This window comes from Lactobacillus agrestimuris (assembly GCF_943193025.1).
GTDB lineage: Bacteria > Bacillota > Bacilli > Lactobacillales > Lactobacillaceae > Lactobacillus > Lactobacillus agrestimuris.
This window is the reverse complement of the sequence record NZ_CALPCQ010000012.1, coordinates 42,441-60,031: the sequence shown is the minus strand read 5'-3', so window position 1 is coordinate 60,031 and position 17,591 is coordinate 42,441. Positions and strand designations below refer to the sequence as shown.

Sequence of the window (17,591 nt, the reverse complement as noted above, 5' to 3'; positions counted from 1 at the left end):
AAACTCAGTAGAATATTTAGTCATAAAAAATACCTCACAATCATTAGATCTATGTCTAACAATTATGAGGCACTTCAAAATCTGAATCCTTTTTCTTATACCTTTTTTTCTAATTATGCTTCTGAAGCTCCCGATGTAGCATCGCTTGTTTCAGTCTTAATTTGATTATCAGCTGTCTTTGGATATGGTTTCATTCTGCTTGGATCAGTAATTGAAGGCAAATTATCAGCAGTGTATTGAATATGTCTAATAGCAGCATGCTTAACATCCTCAATTGTCTTGCAACCAGTCAATTGCATATCAATCTTGAGTTCTTTATCTAATTGATCAATTACTGCTTCTACACCTTGTGCACCACCAAGTGCTAATCCATAAAGATATGGACGTCCAATACCAACCATATCGGCACCGAGTGCCAATGCCTTAAATACGTGTGAACCACGACGTACACCAGAGTCAAATACGATTGGTACACGGTGATCAACGGCCTTGGCAATATCTGGCAATACATCAATTGATGCAGGACCACCATCAACTTGACGACCACCGTGGTTAGTTACATAGATACCATCTGCTCCAGCACCGATTGCTTTATATGCATCTTCGACACTTTCAATTCCCTTAACAAAAACAGGTAAGCCTGATTCTTCCTTAATTCTCTTAACATCTTCAGGGCCAATCTTTTGAGCAGATGAAGCATACATTTGAGCAACACTTTGACCTTCACCTTTACCATTTAAGTAACGAGTAAAGAAGTCAAGTGGAACTGGATAAGTAAATTTAGTACGGATGTTAGCTTCACGATATCCTGAAACCAAAGCATCAACAGTTAAGAAAATACCCTTGTATCCTGCCTTCTTAATTGCATCGAAGACCATTCTATTAAATTTCCAATCTTTACTTAAATAAAGTTGGAAGAATCTTGGTGCATCTGGAGCTGCCGCAGCAATGTCTTCAACACTCTTGTTAGCATAAGTACTTGATGAAAATAGTGCACCTGCCATTGCAGCACCCTTTTGAGTATCAATTTCGGCCTTTGTGTGTGCAATACCATGACAAGCAATTGGTGAAATCATAACTGGGGTTTTAAGCTTCATGCCCATGAATTCTGTATCCAATTGTGGATCTTCCATATCAGTCAAAGCACGTGGAACAATTTGGAAGTGGTTGAATGCAGCTGTATTATTACGCCAAGTCCACTCATTTTCAGAACCAGATGCAATATAGTAATACGCACCTTCAGGCATAATTTTCTTTACACGTTGTTCTAGTTCTTCAACGTTAACCATATTTACATATTCTTCTCTATCGCTTTGAGGAAACCCCTTATAGTAAACAGTCATAGCAATTCTTCTTTCATTAAATCAACTTTTATTATGTTTATAACTTGATTATAGTTTGAAAGCGGTTAAAACGTAAATAATACGGCTTATTTTCCATGTTATATAACTAATAGATTAAAAATCAAGCAATTTCGCTATACATTTAAATATAAAAAAAGCTAATAGATTTCTCTATTAGCTTAAATATATTAAATAATTTTTTATATATCACCATGATTATGAAGACCGCGATGAATGTTTTAATTCTTTCCAATTGACATAATGATGCCATTTTCATTTTTACGTTTTTTAATTACAATTTATGTCTGATTACATGCGTGAAGTAGGCAGCTAAATAAATCACAACCTCAATTAATGAAATGAAAAAAGTAACTGGCCAATTGGTAATAAAGCCTAAATATAAACCAAGCCATACCCCAAATAAGGCAATCCCAACTGACCATGCAATCATTGAAGGAATTGTTCTGCCTAAATAGCGAGCTGTTGAAGAAGGAAGAGTTAGCAAAATAAATACTAGCAATGATCCTACAATTTGAGCACCAATTGAAACCGACATGGCAAGGGCAACCAAAAAGACTACCCCAATAAAACCGGTTTTAATCCCATGTGCAACTGCTCCAATATGATCAAAAGAATCAAAGTTAAGCTGTCTTTGAACAATGAAAATCATCAATAAAACAATGATCGACAAGATCACAAGTTGAATTACGCCATCACGATCAACCCCAATAATACTACCAAACAAAATATTGGTTGCATATCGACTATTAGAGTTAGAAATTGCTAAGAATAAAACACCCAGGCCAATAAATAAAGCCGAAATCGCACTAATAGCACTTTCTTTTTGGTCGCTATGAATCGAAAGTTCACCAACACTAATCGATCCTAGTAATGTGAATAAAAGCATCCCCCATAGCGGCGCAACTCCAATGAAGACCGCAAATGCGGCTCCTGCAAAGCCAATTTCTGATAAAGTATGTGCCAAAAAGCTAAAGCTTCTTGCAACAACGTATACACCAACGACACCACAAGTTATTGCAATAAAAGTACTGGCCAAGAAAGCATAACGCATAAATTCATATTGAAACATTATTCGTAATCCCCCTTAAAGTCACTCATTTTCCCCTGTTCAATCGTTTGATGATTAAGATATAAATATTCATCCATGTATTTTTTAGCTAGAGGTACATCGTGGGTTACAAATAAAACCGTCATTCCATGTTCTCGATTAAGGTGCTTGATTAACTTCATTAGCTCTTCTTTAGCAACTGGATCAAGACTAGCAGTCGCTTCATCTAAAATAATCATATTTGGTTCATCAAGCAATGCTTGAGCTAAATATGCACGTTGTTTTTGTCCGCCTGATGCTTCACCCATTCTAGTATTTTGAATCTCAAGTAAATTAGTTTCTTCAAGTTCGTGATCGATATGTTGCTTAACTTTGCTAGTTTTAATCAAAGGAGCATTTAAACCGACAAAAGCCTTGATAGACAACGGATATTCAGCATCAATATTTCTAAATTGTGGTACATAACCCAATTTAACATTGTCACTAAATTTGAAGCTACCACTTGTTGGAGGCATTAATTTCATCAAAATATTAATTAAAGTAGTCTTACCTGTTCCGTTAGGTCCAAGTAAAGCTGTCATTGAACCTTTCTTTAGGTCAAAATTCAAATCCTTAAAAACTACTTTATTATCAAATTTCATACTGAGATTTTTTACATTTAAAATCAATTTCCCACCTCTACTCTCATCTCTACATTCAACACATTTTATTTTTTGCTAACGTCAATTAGCTTTTGATAATTTGACTTCATCCAGCCTAAGTAACTTGTATGGTTAGGAATTGTTTCTCTAACACTTATAACTGGAATCTTATTTTCCTTGGCAATTTTAACGAAGTTCTCAACTGTTGAACTACTTGCTTGGATATTATTTACAAAGAAAGCAATCTTTTTAGCTTTGATTGCATTAGTCATTTGATCAATCATTTGAGGACTTGGATCTGTTCCATTTTCAATAGCCTTTTCAAAGCCGCGATCACCAATTCGATAATCTGCTTCCTCTAGAGCATAGTCAAAAACTGGTTCACTAACATAAACTGGCTTTTGATGTTTACCATCGATCTTTTTAACTTCAGCCTTAAGCTTATTAATCTTAGCTAAATATTCTTGACCATTTTTCTTAAAATAAGATGCATGCTTTTTATCCAGCTTTGACAAACGCTCAACCAAGTAGTCAACATACTTAACTGGCATATTTAAATTGTACCAAATATGTGGATTATCGCCTTTTTTTAATTTCATTAAGTCTTCACCAACTAAGACGGCTTTTTTATTAGATGAATCAGCTAAATTATTCATCCATGAATCATAACCAAGGCCATTAGCTACAACAATATTTGCATCAGCAACCTTTTTTGCATCATTAGTTGTTGGTTCAAAATCGTGTGGATCAGTTGTGGAATTAGTAATAATTGCATCTGCGCTACCATATTTCCCAACAATGTTTTGAGCAATATTAGCATAAACATTAGTAGTTGTAACAATCTTAATTTTTCCATTGCTATTTTCAGCTTTATTCGAACATGCAGAAAGTAAAACGAATACTGTTCCAAGCATTCCAAACAAAGCTAATAGTTTTTTTAGTTTCATTAATTTATCCCTTCAAAATTACTTTTTCTTTTAAATGTTTAATTACTTATTATCTTTAATTAATTTAGAAAATTTATTCAATTTTCTAAATTATATCAGAGTATGCTTTTTCTTACTAATTGTCAACGAAAAACCAAAGATAATAAAATTACAGGCAACAAAAAACGTCACCTTTCGGTGACGCAAAACATAACAGAGTGTCTTGATTTAAGTAGAGATTATCAAGATATTTATATAATACCCCCACTAGCACTCGATGTAAAGTGTTTTCAACAATAACAAAAGTTATTAAAATTTAGTTTTAGGATAACATTTGTTATCGTATTTTTTTTGCTTTTATATAACTTTATTTCTTATTTACAGGTTTCTTCCAGAAGCCTAAAACCACACCTGCGATAATTGATCCGATAATAGTTGCTAAGAAGTAAAGCAAAATGTGGTTAGCAAGTGGTGATACCCAAAGACCACCGTGAGGAGCTGGAACTTGAATATGCCAGAATCCTACTAATAAACCACCAATTGCAGAACCAAGAACACATGATGGAATAACGTGACCTGGGTCAGCTGCAGCAAATGGAATGGCACCTTCAGTAATGAAGGAGAATCCTAAAATCCAGTTTGATACACCAGCACGTCTTTCTTGTTCTGGGAACTTGTTCTTGAAGAATGCTGTGGCAATCGCAGTAGCAAATGGTGGAATCATACCTCCAACCATAACAGCAGCCATCATTACAGCAGCAGTAGCTGAATGAGGATCGTTAGCGAACGCACCTGATGCGAAAACATAAGCAGCCTTGTTGAAAGGACCACCCATATCAATAGCCATCATACCTGCTAAAATGGTAGTAAGTACAACCAAGTTACCAGTACCCATACCGTTCAAGAAGTGAGTAATAGCAAAGTTAATACTACTGAAGATTGGGTTGATGATGTAGAACATGATCAAAGCAATCAAGAGTAGACCTAAAATTGGATATAGAAGCATTGGCTTCATACCTTCAACTGATTTAGGAAGCTTGGCAAATAACTTCTTAAGACCAAGCATTAAGTAACCAGCAATGAAACCGGCAGCCATACCACCTAAGAATCCAGCTGGTGAAGTTGCATGTGCTTGAACGTTAACTTGAAGTCCATTAGTTCCGTTAACAATAGCGGCCATATAACCACCAACAAGACCTGGCATAAGAGCTGGTAAATCACCAATTGATTCAGCGATGTAAGCTGACAAGATTGGAACCATGAAGGCAAAGGCCAAGTTACCTGCTGAGTTCAAGAAGATAAAGGCAGGATTCTTAGCACCACCAGCCATGTAGTTTTCCACGATAAAGGAAATGGCCATTAAGATACCACCACCGATAACGAATGGAAGCATGTGGCTAACACCACTCATAAGGTTACGGTAAATACTACTCCATACACCGCCACCTGATTTAGCTGAAGAATCAGCTTCTTTATCAGCACTAGATGCATGGTAAACAGGAGCCTTGTCATCCATGATGATATCGATTAATTCATCAGGCTTGTTGATACCGTCAACAACTGGGTGTTCAGTTAATTCCTTACCATCAAAACGTGGCATATCAACTTTCTTATCAGAAGCGATAATTACACCCTTAGCACGTTTAATTTCATCAGGAGTAAGTTCATGCTTAACACCTTCTGAACCGTTAGTTTCAATTCTAACTTCTATTCCGCGCTTTTTACCTGCATCAATCAAAGCTTGCTCAGCCATGTAAGTATGGGCAATACCATTGATACATGCGGTAACACCGACGATTAAAGGCTTATCATTATCGTTATCTTTTGCTTCTGCCTTTTTAGCAGCTTCGGCCTTACGCTTTTCTTCATCGGCCTTATCTTGAGCATCTTTAGCAGCTTCAGCATCAGTGAAGAGTTTGATAACTTCATCCGGAGTTTGAGCGTTCTTCAACTTTTCAACTAATTCTGGGTTAACTAAAAGGCCAGAAAGCTTAGCCAAAGCTTGAAGGTGAGTATTGTCTGCACCATCTGGAGCAGTAATCATAAAGAATAAGTGAACAGGTTGACCATCTAATGAATTGTAGTCAATTCCATTCTTGCTCTTAGCAAATAATACTCTTGCCTTGTTAATGTATTTATTACGAGCGTGAGGCATAGCGATTCCACCACCGATACCGGTAGTTGATTCGTTCTCACGAGCCCAAATCGACTTAATAAACTCATCTTCGTTATTAACAATCCCTGTAGCAACTTCAAGATCGGCCATTTCTTTGATAGCATCTTCTTTATTAGTTGCCTTAAGGTCCATGATCATGGATTCGGGACTTAATATATCCTTGATTCTCATTAATCTATATCCCTTCTATTAAGAAATTTGTTCTACCTTAATTTGTGGAAGTACTGCATCGATTTGGCTCTTTACAGCAATATCCTTAGTAAACGCAGTTGCTGCACCACAAGCCATACCCATACGGAAGCTTTCTGCAGCATCACCAGTTTTAACATAAGTACCAACAAATCCAGCAATCATTGAGTCGCCAGCACCAACTGAGTTGATAGCAGTACCGACTGCACCCTTTGCGTGGTAAACGTGATCCTTAGTTAAGAGGTAACCACCATCACCGGCCATTGAAACCATTACATTTTGTGCACCCATAGCTAAAAGCTTTTGAGCGTATTCAAGCATGATATCACTTGAGTCAAAAGTAACATTGAATAAATCAGCCAATTCATGGTGATTTGGCTTAATAACAAGTGGCTTGTATTCCAAAGTATCAAGAAGAGCTTGGCCTGTTGTATCTACAACAAAGTCTGCACCAGCATCCTTAATAGTTGGAAGCAACTTTTGGTAAAAATCTTGTCCTAAACTTGGGGTAAGTGAGCCACTCATTACCACAACATCGCCTTCTTTAAGATCACTTAAGCGTGACTTAAAAGCAGTAATCTCTTGTTCAGTAATTTGTGGACCAGCTGCATTAATTTCAGTTTCTTTTTGACCGTGGATCTTAACGTTTACACGAGTATCATCTGAAATAGTCACAAAATCACTAATAATGCGCTTTTGGTTCAATTGACGAATTAATTCCTTACCAGTAAAGCCACCAACAAATCCCCAAGCTGTGTTATCAACATCTAATTGATTCAAGATTTGAGAAACGTTGATTCCTTTACCTCCTGCTAAAAATGAATAATTATCGGTTCTGTTAACTTCACCAGCATTAACTTTTTCTAATTGAAGAACATAGTCAAGTGCTGGATTCACAGTAACTGTATAAATCATTTAGTTGCCTCCTCTATTTTTAAATCGACAGGTAATGCCGCTTTTTGACTTGAATTAAGCTGATTAGTAATCAACAAAACATCCTTGGCCTTAGCAAAAACTGAAAAACTTCTTTCACCGATCTTGGATGAATCAGCTAAGATAAAAGCCCTTCTGGTTTGGGCAATTTCTGCTTGTTTAATTGCAGCTTCTTCGGGATCTGGCGTAGTTAAATTACCATTTTTTTCAATTCCGTTAACTCCAATAAAGCAAGCAGAGAAATTCATTGCCTTAATTTGCTTTAAGGCTGCTAGCCCGACTGCTGCATGAGTATCATCTTTAACCTTTCCACCAATTAGAATTGTTTCAATTCCATGGTTGAGACTGCTTAAGGCTGTTTCAACACCATTGGTAATAATTTTTATATTAGGAATATTAGCTAAAAAATTCACCATTTCGTAAGTAGTTGTTCCAGCATCAATAAAGACGTTGTCACCACTTTTTACAAAATGTTCAGCAGCATAGCGCGCGATTTCAGTCTTATGATCATGGTTTAGACTGAAGCGGACATTTTGCGAAACATCACGGGCAAAATTTTTTACTGATTGGGCTCCGCCGTGGACTCGCTTAAGTCGTCCATCTTCTTCCATTTGAATCAAATCACGTCGAATAGTTGATTCAGATGTTGTTGTTAATTTGCAAAGTTCTGCTACTCGACACAATTCGTGCTCGTTAACATAGTTTTCAATTAAACTTTGGCGTTCCTGTGTCAGCATCCTTTTTTCACCTCAGTAACATTGTATACGCTTTCTAAATCAAAATCAATCACTTTCAGTCAAAAACATTCATTAAAATTCATATTTGTTCAAAATCTATCAAAAAAAGCAGCCCATAAACAGGCTGCTTCATTATTATTCAAAATTATTCGAAAATATCTGATAACTTTGTCGGAATATGATTATTTTTGGCAAAAGCTTCCTTAAAGCCTAAATTTTCATCACTTCGTGCATCTAAATATGCCCAAAAAGCCGTGACGCCCATATCAACACCCAGAATAATTAAAAGTCCAACCAAAATGTGAACTAGATACACCATAATACTCCTCCAAATTTTAATCACTTGATTTTATTCTAAACAATAAACAGTAATCCCAAAGATACCATATTTACCAAGGTACTGTCTAGCATTGGCTTGAACTTCTCCATTTTTCACTTTATTACACTCAATCAAAATAAAAACGCTCTCCACATAGAGGGCGTTTTATGTTACCGAAAATTATTCAGATAAAAAAGCAATTCAGCAATAAATAGACCGTTCAGATTGTTTGTGTTCTGTAGAATTCTTAAAATCATTTTGCTGCTTCACTTTAAATTTCAGTATATTGTTTAAGCAGGGCCTGAAGCTTCTTCACACTTTCGGGAGCCTTGAACTTTGTCTTCACAAGAAAGCCTGAAAGCTCATCATCAAGTTCTCTCGCAATTTCGTCACGAGGTTCATTCTTGGATGCTTTAAATAAAGCAAGTTCAACGAACTTCATAATGTCTGCATCCCCAAGCAAGTTCGGATCGCTGTTGACCATTTCTCTAACTTTAATCATAAAATCATTATTTTCTGGGCTTACATCATCGTGCATCCCTACACCCATCATTGGATCTTTCATAGCTCTATTCCTCCCATCGAATATTTACCTATATTTTACTACAAGAAAAAGGCTACGGAAATTTCCGCGACTTATTGTAAAAAGAATTATTTATCTTCTTTTGTCTTTCAGATCAAAAACTCCAGCAGCAAAATACGCTACTGGAGTTTATTTTTATTCATATAAATACTTGCTGCAAGCTTCTTTCGGATCCATCCCTTTGCGAATTTTCAATGCTAATTCGATTGACACATCTGCAATAATCGACTGTGGATCAATCACATTATAAGGATGATCTGGTGCCTTCTCTTGTGCAAGAGATAGCTCAGTACATCCCAAAAGAATCACATTGCAACCATAATCATCATGCATCTTCTTCAAAATACGATGATATAACTCGCCATCAACTACTCCTTTTTCCTTAATGTTGGAATAGATAAGTTCGTTAACCATTGGCTGAATCTCACTACCACCAAGTTCTACTTCACGACCAACTTCGTGAATTTCATCAGCATACAAGTGGTCATAAATTGAACCTTCAGTGGCAATCAATCCAATTTTCTTCTCATCAGGATAATCTTCTACAAACTTATGCACGGCAATTCGCATCATATGTAAGAACGGAATATCTGTTAAAGCTGCTAAATCATCGTAGAAGTAATGGGCCGTGTTACATGGCATTACGAAGAAGTCTGGATGAAGTTGGGCTTGACCTAATACATCATCTTTCAAATCATAAAAGAAGTTTGGCTTCTCATGATCCATAATGTAAGCTGTCCGGTCGGGAACTTGTGCATCATTTACCAAAATATAGTTTAAATAATCTTGGTCACGTTTAATCTTAACTCGATGGTTAATCAAGCGAACGTAACTTTCTGTTGCGATCGTTCCCATCCCACCAATAATACTAAAAAAATGCTTCATATCAGTCACTCTAACTAAAGTGTTCGCTTTCGCCTTCTAATTCGTTAATTACCTTTTGAGCGACTACGATATCAGATGGATATGGTGTGTCCACTCCGCGGATCTTTTGGAAGGCATCTGCACCCTTACCACAAATTAAAACAACATCATCTTTTCCAGCCATGGCAATTGCATCATGGATAGCCTTTTCACGATCAAGTTCGATCGTCACATCAACTCTTGAGTGGTCGATACCTGAATCGATTTCTTCTGCAATTGACATTGGATCTTCGAATCCTGGATCATCAGTAGTTAAGAAGGCCTTATCTGCGTACGCACTTAAACTTTCACTAAAGCCTGGTCGACGAGAAACCCCCTTATCACCAGGTGCACCAACAACTACAATAATCTTAGGATCATTGAAGTTTTTTCTCATGAAGCCCATAAGTGCCATCATCGAAGCCTTGTTGTGAGCGTAGTCAACAACAACCATTCCGTGATCACGAGTCATTTCAGTTTGCATTCTACCAGGAATAGTTACGTGGCGAATACCTTTAGCAGCGCGATCATGATCTTCACCAGCAAGACCAGCACCAATAATGGCTGCAGTAGCGTTAATTTCATTGAAGCTACCAATCATTTGCAAAGTGTAATCACCGTTGATTGGAAGTTGCTTAGCTTTATCACTAGCGCAATATAACTTGAAGCGAGTTTCACGCATGTCAGTTTCTTGTGATGCATATCTAAAGTCAATTGGCACCTTCAAATCCGGATTTTCAAAGTTATCACTTGCAAATAAGAAAATACTATCTGGATTAGTAGTTGTAGTTGCAGCTGCATAAACATCGTTAAAGCGATCAGTTTCTGCATTAATAATACACTTACGTGAGTTAACAAGTAACTGCAACTTACAGTGAAGGTAATCTTCGAAATTAGGATGTTCATTTGGTCCAATATGGTCAGGACTAATGTTCAAAAAGAAGCCCAAATCGTAAGTTAGACCAAAGACACGGTTCTTCTTGTAAGCTTGACTTGAAACTTCCATTACTAAGTGAGTCATACCATTATCAACTGCACGGCGCATATCACGGAATAAATCAAGTGATTCTGGTGTGGTCAAGCTTGACTTAAAACTATCCTCTGGCTTAGTACCAACGATATCGTTAACTGATGAAATAAGAGCAGTATGACCACCATTCATTTCATCAAGCATCCCCTTAAGGAAGTATGCTGAAGTAGTCTTTCCCTTAGTACCGGTGAACGCTACAACGTAGAGATCATCTTGTGGAAAACGGAAAAAGGCAGCTGAAAGAAGTGCCATTGCCTTTGATACGTCACGAACTATCAAAGCGTGCATTCCCTTACCTTCTGGATAAGGTTGTTCAGCAACATAACAATTAGCACCATTTTGTTTAGCCATTGAAAGATAAGTTGGTCTGAAACCTGCACCTTTACAGAAGAAAAGTGTGTTGGTTTCGATGTCACGTGAATCATATGACACATAATCCATCTTAGTGGCAACTGTATCTTGTACAGCGCTTGACTTAAGTAAATGATGTTCTTTTAAAATTAATATACAGGTATTTAAAGAAATACTCATGTTATACCCCTCAAATAGATATTATTGTATTGTTTTTCATTGAAAATTATAACACAGCTAAGCCGTGCTTTTTTCTTCGTTTGGATCTAAAGGTAACCGAATAATAAAACTTGTCCAGTTATCATCTGAAACAGCTCGAATTGTTCCGTGATGAAGATCAACTACTCCTTTGACAATTGATAGTCCCAATCCTGAACCACCGGTCTTAACATTTCTAGAACCCTCGACACGGTAAAAACGTTCAAAGATTTTCTTGAGTGATGCTTCCGGAATCTTAGCACCATTATTTTCTACTCGAAGTTCAACTTGTTTCTTATTAACCAAGTTAGCAACGAGCTTAATAGTAGTCGCACCAGTTCCGTATTTGAAGGCATTGTTAATCAAATTATTATAAACTCGCACAAGTTTTTCTGGATCAGCTAAAATAGTCAAATCCTTAGGTCTTGCTTCAATTTTGAACTTAATGCCCTTCTTTTCAGCTTCTAATTCAAAGCCGGCTTCCACTTGTTCCAGCATTGAATAGATATGAAGCGGAGCCAAATTAAGTTTAGTAGTATTTGACTTCAAGGTCGTATATTCAAGCAAATCATTAGCCAGGGACTTCATTTGCTCAGCTTTGGTATATGCAATTTCGATATACTTTTTCTGATCATCGGCTGTTACATTACCCGTTTTAAGCAGACCCAGATAACCAATAATTGATGTCAACGGTGTTCGAATATCGTGAGATACATTAGTAATTAACTCATCCTTTGACTTTTCGATTGCCTTTTCTTCATTAATTGAATTCACTGTACTATCAACCAAAGAGTTGATTGAATCAATTACTCGCTGAAGATCGGTTCTAACCGCAAATGAGATGCGATGATCAAAGTGACCATTGGCAATATAATGCAATTCCGAAATAACGTGTCTAAGCTGCATCTGGTGATATCGACGAATCAAACGCCAATAGAGAATAATCAAATCGGCAATTCCCATAATAATGAGAAAAGTCTGTTGCCATGACCAAAGATGCTTACCGGAAAATGCAATATTTTGCTTCAAAAAATAGATTCCATTAACTAAGTTTTGATCTTGCAAAATTGCCAAGTGAATCACGATAATAATCGATAAATTAAGTAAAAGCAGTAATACGATAGTTACTACTGCTTCTGCGATTAATTCACTTTTTTCTGTAGCTGTAAGTTTTACACGCTCTTTTTTCATTAACTAAGCCTCAACCTTGTAGCCTACACCCCAAACAGTTTGAATGACATCTTCACCGCCTGTAGCTTTTTGAATCTTATCACGTAAGTGTGAAACGTGAACCATAACTGTCTTAGCCGAAACAACAGATTCTTGTTGCCATACTCTTTCAAAAATTTCGTCAGCTGAGAACACACGATTAGGATGACTAGCAAGCAGATACAAGATACCGAATTCCAAGGCGGTAAGTGAAATTTCAGTTCCATCAATGGTCTTCACATCATGAGAATCATGATTAATGATAAGAGGACCAACTTCAAGAATATCTGGTTCTTCTTCCTTAACTTGCTTTTGACTTCTTCTAAGAAGTGAACGGACACGAGCCATAACTTCAAGTGGGTTAAATGGTTTGGAAACATAATCATCCGCACCAGTAATAAGACCTTGAATCTTATCCATATCTCCAGTCTTAGCAGAAACGATGATGATTGGAATATCAGAATCTTTTCTAACTTCCTTAATTACATCAATTCCACTCATGTTAGGCATCATCACATCTAAGATCATTAATCCAATGTCTGGAGTAGTAGTTAATTTTGTAATAGCTTCTTTACCGCTGTAAGCAGCAACCGGCTCATAGCCTTCATTTTTAAGATAAATGCTCAATAATTCTACGATTTCTTTATCATCGTCAACAACTAAGATTTTCAAGAAGAAAACTCCTCTCCTTCGTCTAATAACTATATATATCTACATCTAGTTTAGCAGATTATTGTCTATTATTTTACTCAAAATCGACAACTTAGCCACTATGATGCCTATCTTTTAATGAAAAAATAAAAGATTCCAAAGTAGACAAGAGACCTACTTTGGAATCTTAATTTAACACTTTTTTGTTAATTGGCATGTTTATCATCAAATAATTTGATTTCTACAAAAATGCAAACAATCATCAACAATGCAAACACGCAAACTTTTGCAATCGAAGTGTAGTCTAACATGCTAGCGAAGCCAAAAAGAATTCCATCTGGAATTACCCACCAGCCACCGATCCAACGATTGAATCCTTCACTAAAGGTAGCAATAATCGCAATAATAAGTGTTAAAGCAATCAAAATTGAGGTGAACGACATTGCTGGAAGTCCAAAGTCGGTGAAATTATGATCCCAATAAATTAATAATCCAATAATAACTAAAGCAGCAGTGCAAAGCCATAAACTTGTTCTTTTCATAATACTCCCCTTCTCTCTACATTTTATCTTAGCATATTGCACGAAAAATAAGGTGAATAACGGCTTGTAATATAGTGGAAATTTGGAGACGAAAAAGCACTTATCAAAGTAATCCTTTAATAAGCGCTTTTCAAAATTATTCGATTTCTTTTTTACCAGTGTAAAGTTCGTAGTAGTAACCCTTCTGCTTGATAAGTTCATCATGATTACCATGTTCAATGATATGACCATGATCAAGAACTAAAATCAAATCAGAGTTAACAATTGTGGACAATCTGTGGGCAATTACGAAACTTGTTCTACCGGCTAAAAGATTATCCATTCCGGCTTGAACCATCTTTTCAGTTCGAGTATCAATACTTGAAGTTGCCTCATCAAGAATCATAACTGGTTCATCCGCAATCATCGCACGAGCAATACTGAGAAGTTGCATTTGACCTTGTGAAAGATCGCCGCCGTCCCCATCAATAACAGTTTCATAACCATCATCAAGTTCATGAATAAATTCATCTGCATGAGCAAGACGAGCTGCTTGGTATACATCATCGTCACTAGCATCAGGATTACCGAAGCGGATATTTTCCATAATGGTGCCTGAGAAGAGGTGGGTTTCCTGTAAAACAATTGAAAGTGATCTTCTTAAATCATCCTTCTTAATATGCTTAATTGGAATACCGTCATAAGTGATTGTACCTGAATCAATTTCGTAGAAGCGATTAAGCATGTTAGAGATAGTAGTCTTACCCGCACCGGTTTCACCAACTAAAGCTACCTTCATACCAGGCTTAGCATTAATCGAAATATCATGTAAGATTTGCTTCTCTGGAACATATGAGAAGTTTACGTGATCAAAGATAATGTGACCACGAACCGGAACTTTCTTGTTAGCTCCCTTTTCAGGAACGATCCAATCCCATGAACCTTCAACATTGCTATCCTTAGCAATAGTAACTGTACCATTATCTTCTTCAGAAGATTCATCTTGCAATTGGAAAATTCGCTTAGCACCAGCCAAGGCCATAACAATTGAATTCAATTGTTGAGAAATTTGAGAAATTGGCATTGAGAACTGTTTTGAAAGTTGCAAGAATGAAGCAATTGCACCAAGTGAAAGTGGTGCCCAGCCATTAATTGCGGCTGCCCCACCGACGAAGGCAATCAATACATAAAGCAAGTTACCCATGTTACCCATAATTGGGAACAAGATAGTTGCATAAGTATTGGCATTACCGGATGCCTTACGAAGTTCTTCGTTATATTTTTCAAAGCCCTTCTTAACTTCATCCTCGTGAGAGAAGACCTTAATAACTTTTAAACCATTCAACATTTCTTCGTTGTAACCATTAATTTGACCAAGTTTCTTCTGTTGAATTTGGAAGTTTTTACTTGATTGCTTAGTAAGGTAACGAACTATTCCGAATGATAAAGCAAAGATGATGAATGAGAATACTGTCAATTGCCAGCTCAAACTGAACATGGCAACAATAACGAATAGTAACATCAAAGCCGAGTTAACAAACTGCGGAATTGATTGTGAGATCATCTGCATCAAGGTATCAATATCGTTAGTGTAACGAGACATGATATCTCCGAAGTCATTCTGGTCAAAGTAAGCAATTGGTAAAGTTTCCATGTGCTTAAACATATCTTCACGCACACGGAATTGAACTTTTTGAGCCAAAACTGACATCAGCATAGTGAAAAGGTAGTTTGAAATAAATCCAATTGTATAAATACCCAACATTACCGCAATGGCATATTCAAGTGGGCCATAATTTGGTGTTTGTCCATGTTGAACCTGTTTAACAAGAGGAACAATGTAATTATTAATTAGTCGTTCAATAAATAGAGTACCAATAACGTTGGATGCAGCTGCTAAAATAATGGTAATTGTTGAAACAATCAACATCCATGGGCTAGTAGTAAGGACTAATTTCAATAAACGAGCTAAAGTCTGGGAACGATTTCCCTTCATTTTATCTTTTTGATTAATTGCTTGATCCAAAATTAGTCACCTACTTTCCGTTTTCTTCTTGGAACTTAGCAATTGAACTGTAAAGTTCATTACGCTTGACTAATTCATCATGAGTTCCAATATCTTCAATCTTACCGTGATTCATGACGATAATTCTGTCAGCATCCTTAATTGAAACGATTCTTTGAGAAATAATAATCTTAGTAGTTTCTGGCATATCATTTGCAAGAGACTGACGAATTTCACGTTCAGTTGTAGTATCAACAGCTGAAGTTGAGTCATCCAAAATCAAAATCTTTGGATTCTTAAGAAGTGCTCTAGCAATAGTAATACGTTGTTTTTGACCACCAGATACGTTGGTACCACCTTGTTCAACCATAGTGTCATAACCATCTGGCATTTCACGAATAAAACCATCTGCGTGAGCAATCTTTGCGGCAGCGATTACTTCTTCATCAGTCGCATTTTCGTTACCCCACTTGAGGTTTTCCTTAATTGTGCCTGAGAAGAGCAAGTTCTTTTGTAAAACCATGGCTACATTATCACGCAAAGTCTTAAGATCATATGACTTAACATTATGACCTGCAACACGAACCGCACCAACTGTTACATCATATAGACGTGGAATCATTGAAACTAAAGTTGACTTGGATGACCCTGTTTCACCAATAATCCCAATTGTCTCTCCCGGATGAATCCGCAAATTAATATCATCAAGAGCCCAGGCCTTATCATCTGATGAGTACTTGAAGCCAACATGATCAAAGAGAATTTCACCATTAGTCAAAGTCTTAAGTGGCTTTCTTGGATTTTCAATCGCTGGCTTTTCAGTGATTACGTTAGCAATACGGCGACCACTAGCACCTGAAATAATCAATTGAGTAGTAATCATTGCCAAAATGTTCAAACTGAAAAGAATTGAGTTTGAGTATGAGAACATTGAAACAAGTTGACCTGTTTGAAGAGTGCCTCCAACAATTTCCTTAGCACCAAACCAGCAAATTGCCAATGTCGCAATGTTAAGCACAGCAGCGACTACTAAAGCGTTCAAAGAAATAATTTTTTGAGCAGTAGTAAATAGTTTGTAAATGAAGCCTGATGCTTTTTCAAATTTGGCAATTTGAGGCTTTTCTTGAACATAAGTCTTAACTTCACGAATACCACGAACATTTTCACGAACTACTTGATTCATACGGTCATATCCCTTAAAGATCTTAGGGAAGTATGGGTATGCAGCCTTTATAATTAAACCTAAAAGGATCACAAAGATTGGTGCCATAACCAAGAAGATAAGTGACAAACGAGGACTGATAATGATTGACATTACCACACCTGTAATCAACATCATTGGTGCACGAACCGCAATTCTGATGATAATTTGATATGCCGTCTGCACATTAGTTACATCAGTTGTCAAACGTGTAACTAAACTCGCACTTGAAAATTTATCAATATTTTCAAAGGCGTAATCCTGCATGTGATCAAACATATCTTTACGCAAATTAGCCGCAAAACCTGCAGCAGCGTGAGCAGCAACATAACTCGCAGCCGCACCTAAAACCAAGGAAACAATTGTTAGCACAAGCAAAATCAAACCATAGCGTTGAATGTAACCCATGTTTCCTTTCATAATTCCGTTATCAATCAAAATACCAACCAAATAAGGTATCAGCATTTCGATGATAACTTCGCCGATCACAAATAATGGTGATAAAATCGACAGCATTTTATATTGTCTGATCGATTTTCTCAATGTTTTGATCATTAAAAGCCCCCCTCTTTAAATATCTACTTTATCAACTTTAAAAAAGGATAA

Annotated in this window: 16 protein-coding genes; all 16 read right to left on the bottom strand. The window is 36.7% G+C overall.

Annotated elements, in window-relative coordinates:
* Positions 1-113: 113 nt before the first annotated feature.
* The 16 genes from NFR82_RS05185 to NFR82_RS05110 all read right to left on the bottom strand — a co-directional run bounded on the left by NFR82_RS05185 (position 114) and on the right by NFR82_RS05110 (position 17,540).
* Complete coding sequence (locus tag NFR82_RS05185) at positions 114-1,343, bottom strand: lactate oxidase (protein WP_251717230.1); 1,230 nt, start codon at positions 1,341-1,343, stop codon at positions 114-116.
* Positions 1,344-1,635: 292 nt separating this feature from the next.
* Complete coding sequence (locus tag NFR82_RS05180; protein ID WP_251717229.1) at positions 1,636-2,433, bottom strand: metal ABC transporter permease; 798 nt, start codon at positions 2,431-2,433, stop codon at positions 1,636-1,638.
* A complete protein-coding gene (locus NFR82_RS05175; RefSeq protein ID WP_251717228.1) occupies positions 2,433-3,080 on the bottom strand; it encodes a metal ABC transporter ATP-binding protein in 648 nt (215 codons plus the stop codon). Before NFR82_RS05175 ends, NFR82_RS05180 begins: the two co-directional genes overlap by 1 nt.
* Positions 3,081-3,118: 38 nt before the next feature.
* Positions 3,119-4,000, bottom strand: coding sequence for a metal ABC transporter solute-binding protein, Zn/Mn family (locus NFR82_RS05170; RefSeq protein ID WP_251717227.1), 882 nt, complete (start codon positions 3,998-4,000; stop codon positions 3,119-3,121).
* A gap of 346 nt (positions 4,001-4,346) precedes the next feature.
* Positions 4,347-6,326 carry a PTS fructose transporter subunit IIABC gene (locus NFR82_RS05165; RefSeq protein ID WP_251717226.1) on the bottom strand — a complete coding sequence of 660 codons (1,980 nt, stop codon included), beginning with the start codon at positions 6,324-6,326 and terminating at the stop codon, positions 4,347-4,349.
* An 18-nt stretch (positions 6,327-6,344) separates the two neighbouring features.
* Complete coding sequence (gene pfkB, locus NFR82_RS05160; RefSeq protein ID WP_251717225.1) at positions 6,345-7,259, bottom strand: 1-phosphofructokinase; 915 nt, start codon at positions 7,257-7,259, stop codon at positions 6,345-6,347.
* Positions 7,256-8,014 (bottom strand): DeoR/GlpR family DNA-binding transcription regulator, encoded by a 759-nt coding sequence (locus NFR82_RS05155; RefSeq protein ID WP_251717224.1) that lies wholly within the window; start codon positions 8,012-8,014, stop codon positions 7,256-7,258. Before NFR82_RS05155 ends, pfkB begins: the two co-directional genes overlap by 4 nt.
* A 145-nt stretch (positions 8,015-8,159) precedes the next feature.
* Positions 8,160-8,333, bottom strand: a complete 174-nt coding sequence (locus tag NFR82_RS05150; protein ID WP_251717223.1) for a hypothetical protein — start codon at positions 8,331-8,333, stop codon at positions 8,160-8,162.
* 271 nt (positions 8,334-8,604) lie between these two features.
* On the bottom strand, positions 8,605-8,898 hold the full coding sequence (locus tag NFR82_RS05145) for a bacteriocin immunity protein (protein ID WP_251717222.1): 294 nt from the start codon (positions 8,896-8,898) through the stop codon (positions 8,605-8,607).
* Positions 8,899-9,051: 153 nt separating this feature from the next.
* The gene (locus NFR82_RS05140; protein WP_251717221.1) at positions 9,052-9,801 is read right to left on the bottom strand and encodes an aspartate/glutamate racemase family protein; all 750 of its coding nucleotides are present in this window, start codon (positions 9,799-9,801) and stop codon (positions 9,052-9,054) included.
* Between the two features lie 10 nt (positions 9,802-9,811).
* Positions 9,812-11,380, bottom strand: coding sequence for a UDP-N-acetylmuramoyl-L-alanyl-D-glutamate--2,6-diaminopimelate ligase (locus tag NFR82_RS05135; RefSeq protein ID WP_251717220.1), 1,569 nt, complete (start codon positions 11,378-11,380; stop codon positions 9,812-9,814).
* Between the two features lie 57 nt (positions 11,381-11,437).
* On the bottom strand, positions 11,438-12,589 hold the full coding sequence (locus NFR82_RS05130) for a sensor histidine kinase (protein WP_251717219.1): 1,152 nt from the start codon (positions 12,587-12,589) through the stop codon (positions 11,438-11,440).
* Between the two features lie 3 nt (positions 12,590-12,592).
* Positions 12,593-13,279 carry a response regulator transcription factor CroR gene (gene croR, locus NFR82_RS05125; protein ID WP_251717218.1) on the bottom strand — a complete coding sequence of 229 codons (687 nt, stop codon included), beginning with the start codon at positions 13,277-13,279 and terminating at the stop codon, positions 12,593-12,595.
* 185 nt (positions 13,280-13,464) lie between these two features.
* Positions 13,465-13,800: a hypothetical protein gene (locus NFR82_RS05120; protein WP_251717217.1), complete on the bottom strand. Its 336-nt coding sequence runs from the start codon at positions 13,798-13,800 to the stop codon at positions 13,465-13,467.
* A 136-nt stretch (positions 13,801-13,936) separates the two neighbouring features.
* A complete protein-coding gene (locus NFR82_RS05115; protein WP_420908748.1) occupies positions 13,937-15,775 on the bottom strand; it encodes an ABC transporter ATP-binding protein in 1,839 nt (612 codons plus the stop codon).
* 40 nt (positions 15,776-15,815) lie between these two features.
* Positions 15,816-17,540 carry an ABC transporter ATP-binding protein gene (locus NFR82_RS05110; protein ID WP_251717215.1) on the bottom strand — a complete coding sequence of 575 codons (1,725 nt, stop codon included), beginning with the start codon at positions 17,538-17,540 and terminating at the stop codon, positions 15,816-15,818.
* Positions 17,541-17,591: the final 51 nt, after the last annotated feature.

Bases quoted from the DNA above. Each gene is read 5' to 3' on its own strand.
- NFR82_RS05185 (WP_251717230.1), bottom strand. From the start codon at position 1,343: ATGACTGTTTACTATAAGGGGTTTCCTCAAAGCGATAGAGAAGAATAT.
- NFR82_RS05180 (WP_251717229.1), bottom strand. From the start codon at position 2,433: ATGTTTCAATATGAATTTATGCGTTATGCTTTCTTGGCCAGTACTTTT.
- NFR82_RS05170 (WP_251717227.1), bottom strand. From the start codon at position 4,000: ATGAAACTAAAAAAACTATTAGCTTTGTTTGGAATGCTTGGAACAGTA.
- NFR82_RS05165 (WP_251717226.1), bottom strand. From the start codon at position 6,326: ATGAGAATCAAGGATATATTAAGTCCCGAATCCATGATCATGGACCTT.
- pfkB (WP_251717225.1), bottom strand. From the start codon at position 7,259: ATGATTTATACAGTTACTGTGAATCCAGCACTTGACTATGTTCTTCAA.
- NFR82_RS05155 (WP_251717224.1), bottom strand. From the start codon at position 8,014: ATGCTGACACAGGAACGCCAAAGTTTAATTGAAAACTATGTTAACGAG.
- NFR82_RS05150 (WP_251717223.1), bottom strand. From the start codon at position 8,333: ATGGTGTATCTAGTTCACATTTTGGTTGGACTTTTAATTATTCTGGGT.
- NFR82_RS05145 (WP_251717222.1), bottom strand. From the start codon at position 8,898: ATGAAAGATCCAATGATGGGTGTAGGGATGCACGATGATGTAAGCCCA.
- NFR82_RS05140 (WP_251717221.1), bottom strand. From the start codon at position 9,801: ATGAAGCATTTTTTTAGTATTATTGGTGGGATGGGAACGATCGCAACA.
- NFR82_RS05135 (WP_251717220.1), bottom strand. From the start codon at position 11,380: ATGAGTATTTCTTTAAATACCTGTATATTAATTTTAAAAGAACATCAT.
- NFR82_RS05130 (WP_251717219.1), bottom strand. From the start codon at position 12,589: ATGAAAAAAGAGCGTGTAAAACTTACAGCTACAGAAAAAAGTGAATTA.
- NFR82_RS05120 (WP_251717217.1), bottom strand. From the start codon at position 13,800: ATGAAAAGAACAAGTTTATGGCTTTGCACTGCTGCTTTAGTTATTATT.
- NFR82_RS05115 (WP_420908748.1), bottom strand. From the start codon at position 15,775: ATGAAGGGAAATCGTTCCCAGACTTTAGCTCGTTTATTGAAATTAGTC.
- NFR82_RS05110 (WP_251717215.1), bottom strand. From the start codon at position 17,540: ATGATCAAAACATTGAGAAAATCGATCAGACAATATAAAATGCTGTCG.